Origin of the sequence: Cupriavidus taiwanensis, from assembly GCF_900249755.1 — a bacterium.
In the GTDB taxonomy this organism is placed as follows: domain Bacteria; phylum Pseudomonadota; class Gammaproteobacteria; order Burkholderiales; family Burkholderiaceae; genus Cupriavidus; species Cupriavidus taiwanensis_D.
The window spans coordinates 1,648,158-1,670,829 of sequence record NZ_LT976854.1; the positions used below are offsets into that span (position 1 = coordinate 1,648,158).

At 69.0% G+C, this 22,672-nt stretch carries 16 protein-coding genes; 2 read left to right on the forward strand and 14 right to left on the reverse strand.

Annotated elements, in window-relative coordinates; all coding sequences use genetic code 11:
- The first annotated feature begins 143 nt into the window (after positions 1–143).
- The gene (locus tag CBM2594_RS23070) at positions 144–809 is read left to right on the forward strand and encodes a response regulator (protein WP_116359113.1); all 666 of its coding nucleotides are present in this window, start codon (positions 144–146) and stop codon (positions 807–809) included.
- A gap of 48 nt (positions 810–857) precedes the next feature.
- On the opposite strand, the gene CBM2594_RS23075 is transcribed toward CBM2594_RS23070, so the two are convergent.
- The 5 genes from CBM2594_RS23075 to CBM2594_RS23095 all read right to left on the reverse strand — a co-directional run bounded on the left by CBM2594_RS23075 (position 858) and on the right by CBM2594_RS23095 (position 6,132).
- Entirely contained in the window at positions 858–1,319 is a 462-nt protein-coding gene (locus CBM2594_RS23075; RefSeq protein ID WP_116359114.1) for a MarR family winged helix-turn-helix transcriptional regulator, read from the reverse strand.
- A gap of 32 nt (positions 1,320–1,351) precedes the next feature.
- Entirely contained in the window at positions 1,352–2,947 is a 1,596-nt protein-coding gene (locus CBM2594_RS23080) for an MDR family MFS transporter (RefSeq protein WP_116359115.1), read from the reverse strand.
- 164 nt (positions 2,948–3,111) lie between these two features.
- Complete coding sequence (locus tag CBM2594_RS23085) at positions 3,112–3,867, reverse strand: Crp/Fnr family transcriptional regulator (protein WP_116359116.1); 756 nt, start codon at positions 3,865–3,867, stop codon at positions 3,112–3,114.
- Between the two features lie 304 nt (positions 3,868–4,171).
- Positions 4,172–5,140, reverse strand: a complete 969-nt coding sequence (locus CBM2594_RS23090) for a tripartite tricarboxylate transporter substrate binding protein (protein ID WP_116359117.1) — start codon at positions 5,138–5,140, stop codon at positions 4,172–4,174.
- Between the two features lie 26 nt (positions 5,141–5,166).
- The gene (locus CBM2594_RS23095) at positions 5,167–6,132 is read right to left on the reverse strand and encodes a pyridoxal-phosphate dependent enzyme (protein ID WP_232346718.1); all 966 of its coding nucleotides are present in this window, start codon (positions 6,130–6,132) and stop codon (positions 5,167–5,169) included.
- Positions 6,133–6,439: 307 nt separating this feature from the next.
- Between CBM2594_RS23095 and CBM2594_RS23100 the strand changes: the two genes are divergently transcribed.
- Complete coding sequence (locus CBM2594_RS23100; protein ID WP_116359119.1) at positions 6,440–7,351, forward strand: LysR substrate-binding domain-containing protein; 912 nt, start codon at positions 6,440–6,442, stop codon at positions 7,349–7,351.
- Positions 7,352–7,376: 25 nt separating this feature from the next.
- Here CBM2594_RS23100 and CBM2594_RS23105 read toward each other — a convergent pair whose 3' ends face one another.
- From CBM2594_RS23105 to CBM2594_RS23145, 9 genes are all read right to left on the reverse strand, one after another.
- A complete protein-coding gene (locus tag CBM2594_RS23105) occupies positions 7,377–10,685 on the reverse strand; it encodes a hybrid sensor histidine kinase/response regulator (protein WP_116359120.1) in 3,309 nt (1,102 codons plus the stop codon).
- A 92-nt stretch (positions 10,686–10,777) separates the two neighbouring features.
- Positions 10,778–11,551: a LuxR C-terminal-related transcriptional regulator gene (locus CBM2594_RS23110; RefSeq protein WP_232346719.1), complete on the reverse strand. Its 774-nt coding sequence runs from the start codon at positions 11,549–11,551 to the stop codon at positions 10,778–10,780.
- 133 nt (positions 11,552–11,684) lie between these two features.
- Complete coding sequence (locus tag CBM2594_RS23115) at positions 11,685–12,326, reverse strand: response regulator transcription factor (RefSeq protein ID WP_111516845.1); 642 nt, start codon at positions 12,324–12,326, stop codon at positions 11,685–11,687.
- Between the two features lie 133 nt (positions 12,327–12,459).
- A complete protein-coding gene (locus CBM2594_RS27045) occupies positions 12,460–15,816 on the reverse strand; it encodes an ATP-binding protein (protein WP_116359122.1) in 3,357 nt (1,118 codons plus the stop codon).
- A gap of 191 nt (positions 15,817–16,007) precedes the next feature.
- Positions 16,008–18,590, reverse strand: coding sequence for a fimbria/pilus outer membrane usher protein (locus CBM2594_RS23125; protein ID WP_116359123.1), 2,583 nt, complete (start codon positions 18,588–18,590; stop codon positions 16,008–16,010).
- A 114-nt stretch (positions 18,591–18,704) separates the two neighbouring features.
- Complete coding sequence (locus CBM2594_RS23130; RefSeq protein WP_116359124.1) at positions 18,705–19,475, reverse strand: fimbria/pilus periplasmic chaperone; 771 nt, start codon at positions 19,473–19,475, stop codon at positions 18,705–18,707.
- A gap of 132 nt (positions 19,476–19,607) precedes the next feature.
- Entirely contained in the window at positions 19,608–20,162 is a 555-nt protein-coding gene (locus tag CBM2594_RS23135) for a fimbrial protein (RefSeq protein WP_116359125.1), read from the reverse strand.
- A gap of 375 nt (positions 20,163–20,537) precedes the next feature.
- Positions 20,538–21,947, reverse strand: a complete 1,410-nt coding sequence (locus CBM2594_RS23140; RefSeq protein WP_116359126.1) for an ATP-binding protein — start codon at positions 21,945–21,947, stop codon at positions 20,538–20,540.
- Entirely contained in the window at positions 21,944–22,663 is a 720-nt protein-coding gene (locus tag CBM2594_RS23145) for a response regulator transcription factor (RefSeq protein WP_116359127.1), read from the reverse strand. Before CBM2594_RS23145 ends, CBM2594_RS23140 begins: the two co-directional genes overlap by 4 nt.
- Positions 22,664–22,672 lie beyond the last annotated feature (9 nt).

Here is a 22,672-nt window from a genome sequence, read left to right on the forward strand (position 1 = left end):
GCCCGGACCGGCGGCAATGCGAGCAGTTGTCCGGCGCCTCCCTGTCTGGCGTCATTTTGCGCCGCACGTCCCCTTGGCGTGCGGCGTTTTCTTGACGTTCGCCGAAGGCTGCGCCGCCTGAACCAGAATCGAGGACCAACCCGATGGCACTGAGGATCCTGCTTGCCGACGACCACCCGCTGGTCTCGGCGGCCGTCGCCGACCGCCTGCACACCCAGACCGGCTGGGAAGTCTGCGGCAGCGTGACCAGCGCGACAGCGCTGCTCAACAGCATCGACAGCCTGCGCCCCGATGTCGTCATCACCGACTACCACATGCCCGCGCAGGGCGAGCGCAACTGCGACGGACTGCGGCTGCTCGCCAGCCTGCGGCGGCGGCATCCGTCGATGGCGGTGATCGTGCTGACCATGATCACCAACCCGCTGGTGCTGCGCTCCATCCTCGACACCCAGGTGCATGGGCTGGTGCTGAAAGACGCCCCACTGACCGAACTGGTCACGGTGGTGTACCGCATCCAGCGCGGTTTTCACTACATCGGCAAGTCGGCCATGGAAGTCCTGTCGCAGGCCGACCCGGGCAGCACACTGGGTGCGGGCCTGGCCGGCGCGGAACGCCTGTCGCGGCGTGAGATGGAGGTCTTGCGGCTATACCTGACCGGGCGCTCGGTCAGCGAGATCGCGATCCAGATATGCCGCAGCGTCAAGACCATCAGCCGGCAAAAGAACTGCGCCATGCAGAAGCTCGGCGTCAGCAACGACCGCGAGCTGTTCGAGTTTGCGGCGCTCAACGGGTTGCTGCTGAGCGGGTGAGCGCAGCGCGCGGCCTGTGCGGCCTGTGCGGCCTGTGCGGCCACGGTATCAGGCCGCGTCGGCCTGCTCCGTCGCGCGGGCCTGCGCGTGGGCGATGCCCGCCTCCAGGCGCGCCAGGCCGCGCGACAGTTCGCGCATGGTCGTGGGCGAGACTTCGGACAGCACGTCCTCGAGAAACGCCGAGCGCAGCGGCATGGCGCGCGCCACCACCTCGCGCCCGGCCGCAGACAGCGTGACATGGGTCACGCGATTGTCGCGCTCGGACGTGGTGCGCTCGACCCAGCCCAGTTCCTGCATGGCCTTGAGCTGGCGTGTCAGCGCGCCGGGATCCATCACGACGAGGTCGGCCAGTGCCTTCTGGCCGATGGCGCCCTCCTGGTGATGCAGCGCATGCAGGATGCGCCAGCGCGGCAAGGGCAGTCCCATGCGCTGCTCGAACGCCCCCGCATAGGCGCGGTAGGTCCGGCCGAACTGCTGCAATACGGCCACGCTTTGTCGCTCCAGTTCCATCCGTTCTCCTCAGGGTAAGTTGGCGGCGGGCTTCAGTCGGCCGCCATCGCCGGCGCAGCGCCGCGGGTCAGCTTGATCGACGGCACCTGGCGCGCGCACCACACGCCCAGCGCGGCCGCCGCCCCCGCCACCACCAGGCCGAGGTGGATCGACCCCACCAGCGACACCCGCGCCTGCTCCAGCAGCAATGCGCCATTGTGCCCGGCCTGGTCCAGCTGGCCGAGCAGCGCCAGCTGCGACGCCTTGTCGATCAGCACCTGCGGGTCGGCCATGCGCGACGCCCACTGGCTGGCATTGGCGCCGGACAGCGCCTGCTCGACGCCACCAGTGTAGGTGCGCGTCACCAGCGTGCCCACGATCGCCGTGCCGACCATGCCGCCGACCATGCGCAAAGACTGCAGCATGGCCGTGGCGATGCCAAGGTGCTCGCGTCCCGCGGTCTGCTGCGCGAACACTGTCAGGTTGGGCATGATAAAGCCCAGGCCCAGCCCGCCGACCAGCATGATCGCCATCAACACGCCGTGCGGCATGCCGCGCGTGGCCTGCGACAGGCCCAGGCACGCCAGCGCCAGCATGCCGAAGCCGGCATAGAGCATGGTGTTCGGCCGGCGGATGCGGGTCACGATGCGGCCGTTCAGGATGCTGCCGATGGTGATGCAAACCACCAGCGGCGTGATCAATAGGCCCGCCTCTTTCGGCGAGTAGCCGAAGCCGCCCTGGAACAGCAGCGGTGCGTACAGCAGCAGCGCAAACATGGTGAAGCCGGCGAACACCGACAGCTTGAACAACGGCGCCAGACCCGGATCGCGGAACATTTCGACCGGCAGGATCGGATTGGCGCAGCGCCGCTCCCATTGCCACAGCGCCACCAGCGCCACCGCTGCCAGCACGAGCAGCCCCGCGGTGTAGGCATCGAGGCCGCGCGCCGGCAGCAATTCCACGCTCATCTGCAAGCTGCCGAGGCCCGCCGCAATCAGCAGCGCCCCCAGCCAGTCCACGCGGATCGGCCCGCGGTGCGACTGCTGGCGCAGATGCGGCAGGTAACGCCAGGCGAACCACAGCCCCAGCACGCCCACCGGCAGGTTGACGTAGAACACCGCGCGCCAGCCATACCACTCGGTCAGCAGGCCGCCCAGCGACGGCCCCACCGCATTGGCAATGCCGAACGCCGCGCTCAGCATCACCTGCCAGCGCAGCCGCACATGCGAATCCGGAAACAGATCGGCAATGCAGGCAAAGGCGGTACCGACCAGCATGCCGCCGCCGATGCCCTGCAGCGCGCGCGCCACTACCAGGAACGGCATGCTCGGCGCCATGCCGCACAGCGCGGACGCCACCGAGAACACCACAATCGACGCCAGCACGAACGGCTTGCGCCCGTAATAGTCCCCCAGGCGGCCGAACACCGGCACGGTGATCACCGAGGTCAGCAGGTAGGCGGTGGCAACCCACGCGTAGTACTCGAACCCCTGCAACTCCGCCACCACCGTGGGCAGCGCGGTGCCGACCACGGTCTGGTCCAGCGCCACCAGCATCACCACGAAGGCCACGCCCAGCATGGCCATCAGCGATTCGCGAAAAGGCAGGACCTGGCCGGCGGGCGGGACGCTGTGTGGCTCGGGATTCATTTTATTGCTCGGTCAATCGTTGCATTGTCAAGAATTATAGGGCAAGTCCGGATGCATTGCCGGAGGGAAAAGCGAAGCTTGGCGCGACACAACGCGGGGACCATCAACGCGGACCGGCTCGCGTTCGTGCGACGGTGACTGCAGGCGCACCGGCGAAGCCGGCATCAGGCGGTAACGTCTTCTCCGGCCATGGGAGACGCCAGCGGCGCTGCAATCCTGGGGGAGTCGCCGTCGCCGGCCAGCAGCCATTGCAGGCCGGCAGGGTCGATGATGCGCACGAACCGTTGCTGCACCTGGATCAGTCCCGCGCCGGCGAAGCGCGTCACCAGCCGCGACACCGTCTCCAGCGTCACGCCGATATAGCTGGCGATATCGGTCCGGGACAGGGGCAGCGTGATCGGCGCGGGCAGTCCGCGCCGGGCATGCTCGGCCTGCAGGTCCAGCAGCAAGGTGGCGAGGCGCTGCGGACCGCTCAGCGAACCCAGCGACACCAGCTGCGTGCGCCGCCGCTGGTCGGCGCGCTGGACCGCGGCGCGCATGGCGGCGTGCACGGCGCCGTGGGCCAGCGCGCTGCGCAACGCTTCGACCGGCACCTCGCACACCACGCTCGGCTGCAAGGCCGTTGCACTCTCCGCGTACTGGGCGCTGTCCGGGCAAAGCCCGATACCCAGCACGTCCCCGGCCAACGCATAGTCGATAACCTGGTCGCGGCCCGAGGCTGCCCGGTACACCAGCTTGGCAGCGCCGGCACGCAGCGCGAACGCGGCCAGTGCAGGCCGCTCCTGGCGGTACAGCGGGTCGCCGGCGCGCAGATTGCGCTGTCGCGGCTGAATCGGGGCGGCGGCCCGGCCTGCGCGCGCAGCGCAGACCGGGTCGAGCATGCACAGGTGGCAAGCCGGTTCGGACAGCGGAGCAGACATTGGGAAGGCCGTGTGAAGACTGCAAGCGGGCTGCAAGCGAATCTGGCAGCGCCAACCGGCGGGCCCTCCATCACGTTTCCCCGATGCCCGCACGCCCGCCTGCTAGATGGGCCCCATCTTAAGGATCCGCACACAAGCTCGGAAGTGAATGTTTTTTTCAATCGGTTGAACGAAATCGGCATTCACCGTGGCCAGGCCGCTGTCGATGCCGGTCGTCGACCCAACACCCGTTCGGCCGGAAGCCTGCCGATCATCCTCACGGCGCTGAGCAGAGACATCGCCATAACCGGCGCAGGCGCCCGACTCATTCCGGTTGAATACCCGCCTGCTTCACCAGGCCGCCCCATCGCTCCACCTCCGTGCGCAGCCGGTCACCGAGTTGCGCGGGCGTCGACGCCTTGAGTTCGATGCCCTGCGTGTCGAGCCGGGCCTTGGTCTGCGGATTGGCCAACGCCGAGCGGACTTCATCGGCAAGCCTCGTCACCACCGCCGTCGGTGTCCGCGCGGGCGCCACCAGGGCCCACCACTGGCTGACCTGCAGGTCTGGCAGCCTGGCTTCGGCTGCGGTCGGCACGCCGGGAAGCGCGGGCACGCGCGCCGGGCCCGTCACCATCAACGCCGAGATCTTGTTGCCGCCTAGCAAGCTGCTGCCGCTTGCCAGCGTGGCGAAATGCCCCTTGACCAATTGCGCCGAGACATCGGTCAGCGCCGGCGCCGAGCCCCGGTACGGGACGGGGTCGACCGGGATGCCGGCCTGGCTTTCCAGCATCTTGGCGGCCAGGTGGCTGATCGAGCCATTGCCGCTGGTGGCAAGCTGCAGCGGCTTTCCGGCCTTGCGCGCGTCCGCCAGGAAACGCTGGATCTCTCCGGCGCGGTATTGCGCGCTGTCGGCGAACAGGACCAGCGGCGCCTCGCCCAGCAGCGAAACCGGCGTGAAGTCGCGCAGCACATCGTAGGGCATCTGGCGGAACACCGACGGCGCCACGGTGTGCGCCAGTTCGATGACGCCGAGCGTATAGCCGTCTGGCGCGGACTTGGCCAGCATGTCGGCGCCGATGCGGCCGGAGGCGCCCGCGCGGTTGTCGACCACCACGGGCTGGCCCATCGATTCGCTCATGCGCTGCGCAACCGCGCGGGCCAGCGCATCGGTGCTGCCGCCGGCGGCCCAGGGCACGATCAGCCGGATCGATTTTTCCGGATAGCCGGCCTGCGCCGAAGGCGCGTGGGCGGCCAGGCTGCAGACGATGGCAGTCAACAGGTAACGCAGCTTCATCAGTGTCTCCCCAAGGTGTTTGAAGTTCAGGCTTGTCCCGGATCGCGGTCGCCGCGCGCGGTCAGCATCAGCATCACGGCATCCGTCCTGCCGATGCGCCCGTCGGCGCGCAGTGCCTGCGTCGCGGCAAATCCCGCGCCGGCGCACAGTTCGGCCCAGAATCCCGCGGCAGCGAGATGGCGGGTGCCGTCGCGTGCCGCCGCGTCGCCGACGACCACCGCGCCGCCGCCCGAGCGCCTGACGGCAAGCACCTGTTGCGCGGTCACGGTCGAGCCGGCCGTGGAGAATTGCCGGGTCGTGCCAGCGAAGTCAGCCTGCTGCGATGCGCCCGCCAGCACCCGCGAAAGCCGCGGAAACGGCTCGACGGCCCAGAGTCGCGGCATGCCCGGCAGGTGCCCCAGCGCGACGAGATCCCGTAGCGCGCTGTAGATGCCCCACAACAGGTCGCCGCGCGCGGTCGGCACGATGACATGGTCGGGCCGGCATCCTTGCGCCACCCACTCCAGTGCCACGGCCCGGTACCCTTCCACCCCGAATACAGGGCTGCCCACCGCGGGCACGCTGTAGTTGGTCAGCGCGAAGGCGCCCTCGTGCTCCACGCGCCGGCGCACATGCGCCCAGCGCGCGTGGCCGTCGTCGCAGACGACACGCCGCGCGCCGTAATAGCGCAACGCCGTGTCGAATACGGCGGGTAGCGCCTGGTAAGTCGCGACCTCGCAGTCCAGCCCCGCGGCGGCGCAATAGGCCGCGGCCGAGACGGCGGCGTTGCCGCTCGACGCCAGCACCACCTCGCGCGCGCCGATATCGAGGGCCCGGCTGATGGCCTGCGCCGACATGCGGTCCTTGTGCGAGCCGGTCGGGTTGGCGCCTTCATTCTTGATCCAGACGGACGCCACGTCGGCCAGCGAAGCCAGCGCAGGCACCGGCACGCATGGCGTGGCGCCCTCGCCCAGGGACATGCCGTCCAGGTATGGCTGCCAGTGGCCCCACATATAACTTCCGCTTTTCGGTGCAAAATCCAGTGCCCGGGCTTCGTAGACCGCTTCAAGGCTGCTCGGCTGACCTGCGGCGGCGCAGGCCGGGCAGCCTTCCGGCATGTCTTCGAGCGGATAGCGGGCCTCGCAGGTGATGCATCGCAGCCCCTGCATCGCCGGATTGATGAGCGGTTTGATCGGGGACGGAGTGCGGCTGGCGTGCATGGCAAAGGCCGGAGTGAAAGTGGCTTGAGTCTATGCCAGGCCACGGCCCCGTTGCGCAGGCGGGTAGATGATCAACTTAAGCAAAACTTATAGGGTAGAGATGGAAACTGCCGCAGACACAGGCATCAGCGCCCGCCAGATCGAGGTGTTCCGCATGGTCATGCGCCTGGGATCGGCGCGACGCGCCGCCGAGGCGCTGCATATCAGCCAGCCCGCCGTGACACAGATCGTGCTGCAACTGGAAAAGGCGGCGCGGCTGCGGCTGTTCGATCGCAGCAAGGGGCGCATGGTGCCGACGCCCGAGGCGGCGTCGCTGATGGACGAAGTCGAACGCGTCTATGTCGGCCTCGACGCCGTGCAGCGCAGGATCGATCAATTGCGCACCCATGAGGATACGGTGCTGCGCGTGGGAGTGCTGCACGCCATGGCGTCCAGCGTGATGCCGGCGGCGGTGGCGGACTTCGTCCACCACTATCCGCGCGTTCGCTGCCAGCTCGAGGTGGACAGTTCCCGCGGCCTGCGCGAGCGCCTGCTGCAGCGCGAACTCGATATCGCATTCATGGGCGACGAAGCGGACACCAGCGGCCTGACCGCTTCCGAATTCTATGCGGTGCAGGCAGTTTGCGTCGCGCCGGCAACGCATCCGTTCGCGGCCCGCGCAAAAATCGGTATCGAGGACCTGGTCGACGTACCGCTGATCGGACTGGATGCCGCGGACCCCGCGCAACGCCGGCTGCAGGCCTGCTTTGCCGAACTCGGCATCGCGCCGCGTTTCGTCGCGACGACGCCGTACAGCCATACGCAGTGCTCGCTGGCGCTGGCCGGTGCCGGGCTGGCCATCACCAATCCCCTGGTTGCCCGCACCTATGTCGCGCTCGGGCTGCGCAGCGTACCGCTGACCGCGCCGGTCCGGTTCCGCGCCATCCTGGCCTTCCATCCGGGCCTGGGCCAATCCACCGCGGCCCAGCAGTTCGTGAGCCTGTGCCGCCAGCGGCTCGCCGATCTGCAGTAATGCACGCGCGACCGCGGCGCCGGCATCAGGCGGCGTGGCTGCCGCACTGCGCTTCCAGCCGCTCCGCCAGTTGCTCCAGTTCGGCATGGATGGCTTGCCAGTCGGCACCGATCGCGCCCAGCCCGGCGCGCCGCACGGTCTGCTCCAGCCAGCGGCAGGCCTGGCTCTGCACCGAATGGCCCATTACCGCCAGCGCGCCGGCCAGCCCGTGCAGGCGCTGGGCGAAGGTCTCGGCATCGCCGGCGAGCAGCGCCTCGGCCAGGGCGCGCTGGTCGCTGCGCAGCGCCTCGGCATGCAGCACGGCGCCGCCGCCGGCATGCCGCTCGGGCACGGCGCGTGCGCCCACGCGCGTGCCGGAGAACTCCTCGAGCAGCTCGCGCAGCGTGGCCAGGCCGACCGGCTTGGTCAGGCAGCGGTCGATGCCGGCCTGCCGGCAGCGCTCGGACACATCGGGCCCCACGCTCGCGGTAATGGCGACGATGGGCATGGCATGTCCCGCCTCGCGCAGGCGCCGCGCCAGCGTGAAGCCGTCCATGCCCGGCATCTGCAGGTCGGTCAGGATCAGGTCGTAGTGCCGCCCCGACGCCAGCGACAGGGCCTCGGGGCCGTCGCTGGCCAGGTCGACCGATTGCCCCAGGCTTTCCAGCTGCTCGCGCATGACGACCTGGTTGATGGGGTGGTCTTCCACCAGCAGCAAGGCCAGTTGCGCGGCGGGCGCCTCGGCGCGGGCCGGCGCCACGGTGGGCACCGCCGCCACTTCCGCGCCCGCCGCGGCCGCGATCGCGGCGACCAGGCCTTGCCAGGCGTACGGCGAGGCCACCACCGGGCTCTGGGTCAGGTCCGGAGTGATCGGCGCCAGCGCGGAAATCACCACATCGGCGTCGGGGCAGGCCGACAGCGCCTCGGCGTCGCAGACCAGCACGTCGACCGGTGTCACCGGGGGCGCGCCGGGATCGTACCGGACCGCGCGCGCGCCGTAGAACCGCAGCAGTTGCTCGATGCCCTGATAAAGCTCGTGCAGGGTGACGTTCAGGCCGACGGTCAGCCCGCGCAGCGCAGCCTGCGGCCATGCCTCCGCGGGCGCGGCGATGCCGGCACCGGCCAGCGGCAGGCTGACGATAAAGCAACTGCCCAGCCCCGGTTCGCTGACCACGCGGATCTCGCCGTGCATCAGCTCGACCAGCCGCCGGCAGATCGACAAGCCCAGCCCCGTGCCGCCATAGTGGCGCGTATCCGGCTGCTCGGCCTGCACGAACGGCTCGAACAGGCGGCGCTGGTCGTGCGCCGCGATGCCGATGCCGGTATCGACCACGCGGATCTCGACACCTTCGCCGCCACCCTGCGCCGGCCGCATGCGCCTGGCCACGATGATTACCTTGCCCTGTTCGGTGAACTTGACCGCGTTGCTGACCAGGTTGTTCAGGATCTGCTCCAGCTTGACCACGTCGGCCATCACCGGTTCGGACAGCGCCGGATCGTTGATGCACAGCAGGCGCAGGTGCTTGCGCGCGGCTTCGGCGGCAAAGCCCCGCGTCACTTCCTCGACCACCTCATCGAGGCGGCACGGCCGCGGCTGCAGCGACATCTGCCCGGCCTCGATCTTGCTGAAGTCGAGCACGTCGTTGATGATGTCGATCAGCGATTGCGAGGCGTGCTGCATCACGGCCAGCTGGTCGCGCTGGCGCGGGTCGAGCCGGGTCATGCTCAGCAGCTCGATGCTGCCCAGCATGCCGTTCAGCGGGGTGCGGATTTCATGGCTCATGGTGGCCAGGAACGAAGACTTGGCCCGGTTGGCGGCATCCGCGGCGCGGATGGCCTCGCGCAGGCGCGCCTCGCCGCGCCGCGCCTCGGTGACATCGTTGAGCGCGCACAGCAGCGCCGCGCGGACCTCGTAGGTGATCTGCACCAGGCGGACTTCCAGGTAGCGCGTCTCGCCGTTGCTGCAGGCCATGTCGACGTCGAAGCAGGGCAGCACCTGCGGCGGTCCCTCGGCGCTGGCATCGCAACTCGCCAGTCGCGTTTCGCAAGCGTCCTGCAATTGCGCCAGCGCGGCGGGCGTGGCCTGGCCGATCAGCGACTGCGCCGCGGCATTGGCCAGCAGCACCTGGCGCGTATTGCGCTCGACGATCATCAGGCCCACCCCCGCCACTTCGATCACGAAGCGCCCCAGCGCGTCGCTTTCCTGCAGGCGCCGGGACTGGCGCTGCGCCGGGCGCATGATGCGCCGGTCGATCAGCCGGATCCAGCCGAAGATCAGCAGCGACAGCGAACCGGTCAGCCCCAGCATCCACAAGGTGTTCTCCCGGAACTGCCGCCACACGCGGCCGACCTCGACCACGGCCACGGTGCGCCAGCCCCAGGCGTCGAGCGGGTACTCCAGCACCACCTCATGCTGCAGCAGCCCGTGCCGCACCAGCGCGGAACGCACCGTACCCGGCTGCGCGCCGTCGGACGCCAGCGCCGCGGCGACGGGCGCATCGAGCGGGCCGGCCGGCATGCCGTCGGCGCCCAGCACCATGCCGGCGTCGGTCAGCAGCATGAAGTCGCCCTCCATGGCCTGCCCGTCGGGCAGCATCGGCGACAGCGGGAATTCCATCGCCAGCACCGCGTCAGCCTCGCCGCCGTCCTGCACCAGCGTGGCAAAGGTGACGGTGCGGATGCCGCTGATCCAGTCCTGTCCCGGCGGCAGCATCACCGCCTGGCCCGGATGTGCGCGCAGGCGCGCCACCAGCGCGTCGTTGCGCAGCCGCTGCAGGGTGTCGCTCAGGAAGGTCTGGCGCGCGTCTTCGCGCTGCAACAGCGCGCGCGCCGGATTGAGCCGGCGCGGGATCACGTACAGCTGGTCGGCCTGCAGGTCGATCAGGTAAGCGTTCTGCACGTCGCGGTACTGCAGGTTGTTGACGCGAAAGGTGAACATCATCACTTCGGCCAGGTCCCTGAGCCGCTTGCGCGGCACGCTGGGGGGCGCTGGCGGGACCGGCAAGGCGATATACGGCCGGTCGCCGCGGCGCTGCAGGCGGTCGGTCCATTGCGCGTCGCGGACAGCCGCGACTTCGTCGGCAAGGCCGATATCGGACAGCCGCGTCAGCGATCCCTGCGCGCGCACGGTCAGCGCTTCGGCCCGGTGCAGCGTCGCCTGCAGCTGTTCGGACTGCACGCGCAGCACCATGCCCTGCCGGTCGATCGCCTCGCGCAGGCGGTAATGCAGCAGCACGCCCCAGGACAACACGGTCAGGCCCACCACGCAGGCCGAGAACAGATAAACCAGATAACGGATCTGGCGAATGCTCAGCGGCAATGCGGCGCTGTTGTCGGCCGGCATCAGCCTTTTCATGACATACCTCGTATAGAAATCGCGACCGGCCGGAGCGTCCGGCCGGTTGAAAATGGTTGTGACGAGAAACGGGCGCGCGCAGCGCCGGCCCTTCACAACATGCCGCGCTGGATGGCGAAGGCGGCGAGCTCGACGTCGTTGTCGGCGCCGACCTTGCGCATGACGCTCTGCTTTTGCGTGCTGATCGTCTTGACGGTGCGCCCGGTACGCACGGCGATCTCGGTCACGGACAAGCCGGACAGATAGAGCCGCAGGACTTCGCTTTCGCGGGTGGTGAGCAGCTCGGCCCAGTCGTCGCAGTCGCCCAGGCTGCGGCAGCGCCGCCCCCAGATCAGGTCACAGGCAATTTCCGAGACCGAGGCCAGTTCCAGGTGCGCCAGCCGGACCGCCTTGACGACCTCGTCGGCGTGGTCGCGGGCGGTGACGACATTGCGGCAGCCGTCCTTGATCAGCTGCAGCACGCCGGCGCGATCCGCGATGTTGGCGATGGCGACCACGCGCTGGCGGCCCAGCGCGGCCAGCCGCTCGCCCAGGTGGGCGTAGCCGGCCGCGCCGCGGCCGTTGCCGTTGCAGAGCGGGAAGCGCAGCGCCACCACATCGCAGGCGCCCTGCCCCAGCGCCTGCATCAGGCCACGTTCATCGGCCACCAGGCCGGCGAGTTCGATGCAGGCACTGGCCGCGAGTCGCCGGCCCAACAGCCGCCGCATCACAGGTTGCGAGTCCGCGACGATCACCCGGATTTTTTCCATGGCCGCCTTACGCTCCAGCGTTGTCCCGGCTTCAGGATGAGCCAAGCGACGCGCTTTCGGAATCAGCCAAGCCTGAAATGTTCGCGGTATTTTCTGATCAGCACTTGCCGAGGCCACGCGGGCGCGAACGCAAACCGGCAATTCGCAACGGGCCGGCGCCCGCACGGAAATCGGCAGTGAAAACGAGAGGGGGAATGAGAAGCGGAAAGGGGACGCTTACGCAAGTGCGGCCGCGCGGCGGCCGCGATTATCACGCACCGCCAAGCAGGCCGTTGGTGCGGGCATATTCGTAAAGCTCATAATCGTTTGCCAGGCCCAGCTTTTTCATGGCAATGCTCTTTTGTGCGCTGATGGTCTTGCTGCTGCGATTGGCCTGGCGCGCAATCTCGATGACCGGCACGCCGGCCGCGCACTGCCGGATCACTTCGAGTTCCCGCCGCGTCAGGATCGGCCGACGCGACAGCTCATCGAGACCGCCAGAGGCGAGGATGGCGCGCACCGACGCCGGCTGGTAGCTCAGGCCGCTGAACGCGGCGCGCACCGCGGGAATCAGTTCCTGCACCGGATCGGTCTTGTTAAGGATTACCGAGATGCCGACCTTCTGGATATTGCGGATCAGCGCCGGATTATCCAGCATGGTCATCACCACGATGCGCGTGGTGGGATAGCGGCGCCGCAGCATCTGCAGCATCGGCAGACCGTCGCCAAACTGCCCGCCGGGCATGGAATAATCGGTCACGATGACGTCGCAATCGGTGCTTTCGAGCAACGCGACCAGTTGCGTCGAATTGGTGGCGCTGCCCACGACCTGCATGCCCACTTCAAGCGCCAGCACGCGGCTCATTCCGTCCAGGACGACGGGGTGGTCATCGGCGATGATTATCTTGATCATGCTTACCCCCTGATTTTTTTGGTTCCACGGCCACGCACCGGTGTGCCGGGGAACTGAGCCGGTATTCGATACCGGTCATCTTCGCTGCCTTGAATATTAGGAGTCTTCCGAAAAACCTGAATTAAGGTATTCCTTAAATACTACTCCGCCGATCGCCGGCGTGGCCGTTCCCGCTGCCATGCTGGCTGTTTGCCGGATCGTCGGGCCCGTCAAAGTACGCGGCAAGATACAAAGCCAGGTTATCGACATGGGCCTGCACCGCCTCCTGCGCCTGGGTCACATCCAGTTCCAGGTCCCGGCACAACGCGACGATTTCGTCGCCGTCTTCGGCGAGCGACATGGCGCCGCGCATGCGATGGGCGTGGTGGCGGATCGTCTTCAGTTCGCCGCTGCGCGCGGCAGCAGACAGCGCCGCGAAATCTTCGCGCATGGTGTGCGCCAGCAGCGCCTGGCTGACGATGCTGTCGTTCAGCCGCGGCAATTCCGCTGCCTCGACCGCCGGCTGCGCCGCAGCGGCGGCACGCGCCGGCAGCACGGCGCGCAGGCAATCGGCAAGGGGGCCCAGCAGCACCGGCTTGGACAGGTAGCGGTCCATGCCGGCTTCCATGCAGCGCTCGGCCTCGCCCTGCGCGATGCTCGCGGTCAGGCCCACGATGGGTACGGTGGCGCCTTGCGCGCGCAGCCTGCGGCTCAGTTCATTGCCGTCCATGCCGGGCATGTGGACGTCGGTCAGCACCAGGTCGAACTTGCGCTGCTGCCACAGCGCCAGCGCTTCTTCGCCACCGGCCGCCAGCGTGGCGCGGCAGCCCAGGCGGTCGAGTTGCTGCTGCATCAGCAGGCGGTTGTAGGGATGGTCGTCGACCACCAGGATTTCCAGGCCCAGCTGCGGCACCGGATCGGCGGCCGCGGCCACTGGCGGCGCGCTCGCCGGCGTCATGCCGGCGGCCAGGCACAGCGCGCGCAGGATGCCGGCCTGGTGGTAGGCGTTGACCACCCAGCTGCCGCCGACCACCTGCGGTTCAGTGGGGCCATCGGCGCGTCCGAACACCACGCCGGCATAGCCCTCCGGAATGGCCGTGATACGGCGGGTGCCGACGAACAGCACCATGCCCGCCTCCGGCGCCGACCCGCTGCAGGCGATCGCCTTGCCGCCCAGCGCGCGCAGCGTGTCGATGGCATGCTGGCGGATGTCGCCGTCATCGGCCAGCACGGCCACCGGCGGCAGCACCGGCTCCAGCGCCGTGCGCGGGCCCGCCTGCGGCAACCTCAGCAAGACGCGGAACACGCTGCCCTTACCCGGCTCGCTGTGCACGGAAACGCTGCCATCCATCAGCGCGGCCAGGCGCCGGCAGATCGACAAGCCCAGGCCGGTCCCGCCATACCGCCTGGCGGTGGAGGGGTCAGCCTGCACGAACGGCTCGAACAGCTTTTCCTGTATCTCGGGCGCGATGCCGGGCCCGGTATCCGCGACCTCGAGCTGAATCGTGAGCCGGCCTGCGGCGTGGGCCGCCTCGCTACCCTGCGCGCGCCCCAGGCGCACGATGACATGGCCCGTGGCGGTGAACTTCAGCGCATTGCCGAGCAGGTTGCCGATGATCTGGCGCACCCGCACCGGGTCGCCGGCCAGGCAGGGCAGGCCAGGCTCCGGATAGCACGACAGCGCCAGGCCCTTTTGCAGCGCAATCGGCGCCTGCGCGCGCACCGTCGACTCGAGCAGGTCGACCGGATCGAACGGCACGCTGTCCAGTTGCATCTGGCCCGCTTCCGCGCGCGAGTAATCGAGCAGGTCGTCCAGGATCTGCAGCAGGACCTGCGACGAGGACCGGATGGTCGACAGCATCTCGCGCTGGCTGTGCGCCAGGCTGGTCAGCGACAGCAGTTCCAGCGTGCCCAGCATGCCGTACAACGGCGTGCGGATCTCATGGCTCATGGTGGCCAGGAAGCGCAGCTTGGCGGCGCTGGCCTCGTCGGCAAGCTGGCGGGCGCGTGCCAGCTTGCGGTGCGCCTCGCGTTCGTCGGTGACGTCATGGATCGCGCACAGCAACACGTCCTCGCCTTCGAAGCGGGTACGGCAGCCGATCACCAGCACGTCGCGCGCGGCACCGGTGCCTGCCGGCACGCGCACTTCCAGCCGCACCGGCGCATCGCCGCGCAGCGCGAGGATGGCGTCCAGCCATGGCCGGCCCTGGGTGCGTGCATCGAGCGGCAGCCATTGCGCGGCCAGCGCGTTCTCGGCGCGCACGTGCGCATCGGCGGTGCGCACCACGCGCAGGCCCACCGGCGCGGCCTGCATCACGGTGCGGTTGAAGCGCTCGCTGTCCTCGATGCGTTCGGCGTTGCGCTGCATCGGCACCAGGACCCGGCGCCGGACCATGCGCGCGCCTTGCAGCACCGCGGCGATGCCCAGCCCATAGAGCAGCAGCGCCGCCGCCAGCGCCAGTCCGTGGTCGGCCAGCGCTTGCGACAGCGGATAAGCATAGGCCGCGCGCCAGCCGTGGTCGCGCCCCATGCTGCCGATCATCAGGCTGCCTTGTTCGAACCAGTAGGCCACGCCCTGCTCGCTGGCGGCCAGCTCGCGCGCGACCCGCTCGTTGAGGGCGTGTGGACGCAACCAGCCGGCATCGCGGCCCTGGAACAGCAGCTTGCCGCGTTCATCGAAGAAGACGGCGCGCTTGCCGGATACCGGCTGGCCCACCTGCCCCACCTGGCCCGCCGGCATGCTGACATCGCCCATCAGCGCGCGCACGGGAATGGCGGTCGCGGCATAGCCCAGCAGCGTGCCCGCGGCATCGTGAACCGGCAGGAAGCAGCTCAGCATCGTTTCCTGCCCGATCACGCCAGGGTAGGGCCCGGCCCACAGCGGCGTGCCTGCCGGCGTCGACGCGCGCGCCTCGTGCGAGCGGCGCGCCAGCGCCTTGGCCCAGTTGCTGACCGCATCGGCAACCAGCGGCCCGCTCAGCGGCAGCGCCGCCGGCACCGCGGGCGTCACCAGCGCCTCGCTGCCGTCGGCCAGCAGAAATACCGAGCGCACGCCCTGCGGCGCCGTGCCCCAATACGCGCGCTCGAAGATGGCAAAGCGGATGATGTGCGACACCGCCACGGAGCGGTCCGCGCCGGGCACCGGCGCGCCCCGCATCAGGGTCGCGGGATTGATCAGTCCGGGCAACGCGACGGCACGCGCGCTGCCGGCCGGCACGGCCCTCAGCAAAGCGTCGAGCTGGGTCGCGGGCCGGTCGTTGCGCACCAGCCGGTACTCCGGCCCGGTGATCTCGGCCATGCGCCGGATAAAGTACTCATGGGTGGCCTTGGCCGCCAGCACGGCGCCGAAGTGCTGGCGCGCGGCCCACGCCTGCTCCCATACGACGCGCTGGAACCGGCTATGCAGAAACAAGGCGAGACAGCCGCTGATCACCACGATCAGCAGGGCAACGACGACGGCGAGAAGGCGACCGGAAAACTGCTTGTTTGCGCGAGACAGCCAATTGGTCATTGGCGAAGCTCCTTCTCAGCAACCTGCCGGATGCCGCCCGGGGCCCGGTTCGCCCGGCGCCCGGTGGCTAGGGAATTGCCTATGGATTATGCATCAACATCCCGCCTCATCCGGGCTCATCCCGGCTCACCCCGCCAGACAGCCGCGTCGCCTGGGCCGGCGGATGGCCACGGGCAATGTCATGCCCCAGGTTACCGCGCCGCCGATGCCACGCACGCCGCGTCGAGCACCGTAAACGGGTTGGCCTTGCTCGCGGCTTCGGGCGGCAGCGCATAGTGCAGCGCGCATGAGGATTTTGCATCGCTACCCCATTTCACCAGCAGCTCGCCGCTGTCCTGCTTCAGCCCGCGCACGATGATGCGCCCGCCCTGCCCCACGGTGCCGGCCGCCTGGCCCTGCGCGTCGGTGACCTCCGCCCCGAACGGCACCGGCGTGCCATCCGGCCCCATGACCCGCAGGATCGCGGCACGCCCGGGGTTCTCGGTCTCGAACTTCATTTTCACGATGGCGCCGGCGGTGGGTGCCGTGTTCTGCTGCGTGGTCTTCAGCGCCACGCTGATCGGCAGCCCCTTGGGGTCGATCTCGACCTGGTTGGTCGAGAACGGCGTCAGGCTTGGCACGATGGCGTGGCCCCACGGGTCCACGCGCAGGCCGCTGCCGTTGGTCAGGCGCGCGCCGGCTGCGTCCGCGGCCTCGACGATGGCCATGGTGTCGCCAGGCATCGGCGTGAACGCCACGCCGCCGGCATAGGCGACGATGCCGCCGCTGATGCCGAAGCCGGCCTGCGAGTAGTTGCGCCCCTTGCTCGCGCTGGCGGTAAGGGCGGCGAAGGGCGACAGATAGCCGACATTGGCACCGACGGTGGCGGTGTCGGTACTGTTGCCGCCGCCGGTGTAGCCGGCGTTGACCCCGTAGGTGAACGCATTGTCGAGGCCCAGCGTGCCGGTCACCGCCTCCTGCAGCGACGTGCCGCCATTGGAGTCGTGCGACACGCTGGTCATCGAGTAAGGGGCATGCTGGCCGGTGCCGAGCGGGATGCCCACCGTCAGCATCACCCGGTTATCCCACTTGCCGGCGTTGACGTTGAACTGGCGCGATGCCGAGACGCCGTAGTTGATGCGCTTGTAGCTGTTGTTGTAGCCCGCCTGGAACTGGGTGTCGCTGCCGCTGCGGTTCCAGTAGTTCTGCGTGGACCCGGTCAGGTAGAACGAGCCGTAGCCCTGCGGCAGCATCTGGTTGATGGTCATCTGCAGCCGCCCGCGCTGGATTCCGCCCATGAACATGCCCGCGGCCATGCCGCGCTGTTCCAGATCGCGCAGCGCCATGGCATCGGCCATGCTGAGGTAGCCGCTGCTGGAGTAGCGGTAGGCGGCCAGCGTCAGGTTGGTGTTGGTCGGCGCCACCAGCTTGCTGTACGACAGCCGCACGCTCTGGCCGCTGCGCCCGCCCGCCTCCAGGGTGGTCCAGGCTTGCGTGATGTCGGCACCGAACGCACCCAGGTCGGTGTTCAGCGCCCCGCCGCCCATCACCGCGGTGTAGTCCTGCGCCGCGATAAAGCCGCCGTAGCCGGTCACCATATTGTTGATGCCGTGCTGGACCGTTGCCTGCATCATCATCGGCCGGCTTTGCAGCGAGACATTGCGGTACTGCCCCACGGTAATGCTGTAGCGCGTGATGCCCGGGCGCAGCGCATTGACGGCCGCGGCAAAGGGCAGGCGCGAGGTGCGCACGCTGCCGTCGGCTTCCGTGATCACCAGTTCCAGGTCGCCGCCATAGCCGGTCGGGTACAGGTCGGTGATTTCGAACGCGCCGGGAGCGACCGTGGTTTCGTAGATGATGTTGCCGCTCTGGCGCACCTGCACGCGGGCATTGCTGTTGGCAATGCCGCGCACCACCGGTGCGTAGCCGCGTTGCGATTCCGGATACATGCGGTCGTCGCTGGCGACCTGCACGCCGCGAAAGCCGAAGCTGTCGAACAGCGCCCCGTCGGTATAGGCCTCTCCTATCACCAGCTGGCTGCGGATCGGCGCCAGCGAGCGCTGCAGGCTGGTCTGCACGCTCTGGTAGCGGGTGCCTTCGAAATCGCCATGGGTCAGGTTGCCGACATGACGGAAGCGCCAGCCGCCAAAGTTGAAGCCGGCGTTCAGGCCGACGTAGCTCTGCGTGGTCGACAGCCCGCTTGCATCCGAGTGGTAGACGTTGGCGTTGTACTGCAGCCGCGCCGCGGTGACGCCGTCGTCCCAGTACTTGGGGTCGACATAGCCCCGCGCCGTGCGCGACATGGCAATCTGCGGCACGGTCAGGTCCAGCCGTTGCTCGCCATTGTCGAAGCTGGCGGTGGCGTCGGGCACCAGCTCGGGCAACGCCACGCAGCCTGCCACCAGCTTTGCCGTGGCCTCGGGCGAGAGCTTCGCCAGGTCGATCCCCGTGCGCTCGACCGCGGCGCGGTCAAAGCACGGCTGCACATTGCGGGTGTCGTCGCCCACCTGGCGCAGCGTCGCCTCGGTCCGGCCCAGCCAGATGCCGTTCACGTAGAGCTCGGCGCGATAGTTGCCGGGCAAGGCCACGTTGCCCTTGTTGAAGCGGCTGATGTCGATGCGGACCCCGCCGGGCTGTTGCAGGAAGGTGTCGTTGAACTCGACTTCGGCGACCAGCGCCGAACCGCTGGAACTGCCGGGCGCTCCCCACGCACTCACGCTGGCAAACAAGGACAACACCACCGCGCTGGCCGGACGCAGCCGCGACGGGAACGACGAGGTCTTCTTGAATTTCATGATATATGCCGGATTTCTGGCACTGCGCGGGCAAGACTTGCCCCTGCCGCCTGCGCGGCATCGTCAATCGAAGGAATCAGCCTGGAAGATCGCCGGGCGCCGCCCGGCGCAAGGTCAGCGTGAAACTGCCTGGGTGGCGCCGCCGTCAAGCGCGGCTTCACCGTGCGCGGCGCCGCCGTAATCGTTGATGGTGTTGAAGCGGATTTTGGTGTCCGGGCCCTGCGCCACCTCGCCGGTCAGCGGGAAGCTCCGGGTTTCGCCCGGCGCGATCATGCCGCCCTCTTCAAAGCGCGCGGTCTTGCCGCCTCCGACCACTTCGATCCTGGAAAAAGAGACGTGATACTCGCTGGGATTGCTGCCTTCCAGCGCAGGCTTGCCGCCCGCCTGGACGATGCGCCAGCGGATCGTGCGCGGCGCCTCTTCCGCCGTGCCCTGCAGGCCCGCAGGTCGAAAGAACAGCTTGATGCGCGAGCGAAACGCCAGTTGCAGCTTGTTGGTCTCGGCCTCTTCCGCCGATGGCTTGGGCGGGATTTCGAGCACGTTGAGCCAGAACACGGATTCCCGGTCCTGCGCCAGCGGCTCGCCGGTGTAGAGGATGCGCAGCGTCTGCCCCTTGCCCGGGTCGATGCGCGACACGGGCGGGGTCACGGTAAATGGGACTTCGATGGCGGCCGGCGCCGCCTTGGGATCGCCCTTGTCGATCCACGTTTGCGTCAACGCAGGCGCCTTGCCTTCGTTGGTCAGCTTGATGGTGACCTCGGTCTCCTGGGCGCGATAGATGACCCGCGTACCGGCGATGACCACGGAGGCCTGCGCTTGCACTGCACTCAAGAGTCCCAGCGCAACAACGCCGGCGGAAATCAGGGACTTGATCGTCATGTTCATGATGGCAGCGGGTGCATGGTTCCGAGGAACCGGCAACCTGATGGACCGCCAGATTGATTTACCGGCGCGACGTCGGGTAGTGCAAGGCGCGGAGCGCGCCGGTAACACGCTCCGCACCCTGGGGCCCCAGGCTTACTCGTAGGAGATGGAATACATCACGCTGGAGTTCGCCGGACCGACAGTTGCCACGCCGGTGGCGTAGTACTGCGCGTAGTACCACATCGTGGCCGCGCCGCCGAGGATGGAAACGGAGTTCGAATTCTGCGCCGCATCGGTGAAGCCGGCCTTGATCGGGGTGTTGGCGGTGCCGCCGTTCAGCAGGCGGATCTGCACGTTCTGGGCGCCGCCCGCATCCAGGATCAGGTTGCCGGTGGTGGCGTCGGTGGTCGGGCCTGCCTCGAAGAAGGTATGCACGTTGCCGCTGTCCGGCGTGCAGTTGGTCAGCGCGATGTTGAAGGGCGTCTGTCCGGCAACGTTGCCGGGCTGGTTCAGGGTCGAGGTCGAGACCGTCGGCAACTGCACGGTAAAGCTGGCAATGCCGGGGCCATTACCGTTGCCGTTGATAGTGCAGGTCTGGCCCACGATCTTGCCATTGAACGTGATGGTGCCATCGGTGGCATGGGCAAACTGCGCGCCCATGGCGGTACCGGCGACGATCAGTGCGGCGAGAAGCTTGTTATTGGTCATGATGGGTGATTCGAAGGTTGGTAGGTCAATGGCATGCGGATCCGGCGGATCCCGCCCTGCCCCGTGCCGCGTGCAATTGCCGATGAGGGTGCGCAGTTGCCGGCCGCCCCGGGGACATGTGGAATATAGGGATGGGGCTTAATGCCACCAATCAGGCAAGCCTTAGATCTGGTTCGGAATTTTCCCTTTGACACGCCAATGCAATCTCATCATGCGTAGACGTCACCCGAGGCGGGGCAGGGTTGCCGGTCACCGGCTGGATCCGGCGCCGGACAAGGCCGGCGCGGCAAATGCGATGTGCCGCCAAGGGCACGGCCGGCGCCGCTTGCAGGGCGCCTTGCAGGGCGCCCTATTGCAGGGTCGCCAGTCCGTAGGTCATGCCGCGCGCGGCAGGCAAACCGACACCGCCAGCCCGCGCGGCGCGGCATTGCGCGCGCACACCGTGCCGCCATGCGCGGCGATGCCCGCCTGCGCGATGCTGAGCCCCAGTCCCGCGCCGGCCGGCTGGCCCGGCCCGCTGCGCACGCGATAGAACGGTTCGAACAGGCTGGCCAGCGCTTCGGCCGGCACGCCCGGGCCGCCGTCGACGATGTCGAGCCGGATCGCTTGCGCGTCGGCCCGCAACGTCACGCTCACCGGCGCGGCCGGGTCGGTGTAGCGGATGGCATTGCGCAGGATGTTCTCGATGGCGCTGCCCAGCGCCGCGGCATCGGCGTCGAAGCGCAGTTCGTCGGGCGCGGTCCAGCGGATCGCCACGCCGCGGGCCGCGGCCTCGAAGCGGGCATCGGCCACGATCACGTCGACCAGTCCGGCGAGGTCGATGGCGCTGCGCACCGGCGCCATCGCGTGCAGCCGCGCCAGCTGCAGCGTGCGCTCGACCAGGGCATCGAGCCGCTCCGTCTCGCGCTCGATGCGCTCGAACTGCAGTTCGAGCGTGGCGTCGCGGCGGCGCGCCAGTTCCAGCGACAGGCGCAGCCGCCCCAGCGGCGAGCGCAGTTCATGCGCGATATTGCGCAGCAGCTGCTCGCGCCAGTCGACCAGGCGCTGCAGCCGGTCCGCCATGGCATCGAAATCGCGAGCGAGCTGGCCCAGCTCGTCGGCGCGGCGCGCCAGCACCGGCGGCGTGCGCGTGGCCAGTTCGCCGTCGGCAAGGGCCTGCGTGGCTTCGCGCAGGCGGCGCACCGGGCCGCTCACGTGCCGCGTCAGGGCCCAGCACAGCGGCGCCGAGACCGCCAGCGCGAACAGGCCGAGCGCCAGCGCCACCGGCGACAGGTGCAAAACCTCCCAGCGCGACGAGTCGAACGGCAGGAACAGCATCAGCACTTCGCTGCCGTCCGGCAGCGTGATCGGTTGCGGATCCCACCAGGACACACGCGCGCCGGGCCGCGGCACCTGCGCGACCGCCTGGCCGATCATGCCCGCGCCCCACATCGGCACGATGCGGTCGGCGAGATGGTTGCGCAGCCGCGCCGGCAGCTGGCGGCCCAGCATGTCGTGCAGCGCGTGGTCGACGATATAGACGTCCAGCGCCGACGCATGCGAGTCCATCGCCCGCAGCCAGCGCCGCAGTCCGGGACGGCCGTGGGTGCGCGCCACCTCGACCGCGTCCGCGGTCAGCGCGGCGGGGCTCAGGCCGTCGAGCGCCTCGAAGCGGTACCACGCCACCGCGGCCGTCAGCGCCATGCCGATGCCGACGATCGCGGCCATGCCCAGCCAGAACGCCAGGAAGTTGCGCCAGAACAGCGACAGCGGAAACAGCGCGCGCACGCGACGCCAGCCGTTCACGGCGCCTGCACCAGCAGGTAGCCCTGGCCGCGCAGGTTGCGGATGCGCAGCGGCGCGGCGGTGCCGTCGAGCGCGAGCTTGCGGCGCAGCGCGCTGACATGCGTGTCGAGGCTGCGGTCGTAGCGCTCCGGGGCGCGTCCCAGCGCGAAGCGCCCGATCTCCTCGCGCGTCACCACCCGGCCCGCCGAACGCATCAGGATTTCCAGCACGCGCTGCTCGGCGCCGGTCAGCACGGCCCGCGCCGGGCCGTGCATGGCTTCGCCGGAAGCCAGGTTCAGGCGCAGCGCGCCGGTCTCCAGCCACGGGCTGGCACCGGTGGCCGGCAGCGCGCAGCGGAACCGGCGCAGCACCGCATGCATGCGCGCGCGCAGTTCGCGCGGGCTGAAGGGCTTGCTCAGGTAGTCGTCGGCACCCAGTTCCAGCCCGAGCACGCGGTCGGTCTCGTCGCCATGCGCGGTAAACATGATCACCGGGCGCTGCGAGCGCGCGCGATGCCGCCGCAGCAGCTCCAGCCCGTTGCCGTCGGGCAGCATCAGGTCCAGCAGCGCGACATCGTAGTCATCGCGGGCCAGCAGGGTCTCGCCCTGGGCGCGGGTATGCGCCAGCGTGACGGTGCAGTGGTCGGGCTCCAGGTACTCGCGCAGCATCTGCGCCAGTTCCAGGTCGTCGTCGATCAGCAGCACGCGCGCAGGCGGCGGGTCAGAACACATCAGCATGCAGCTTGC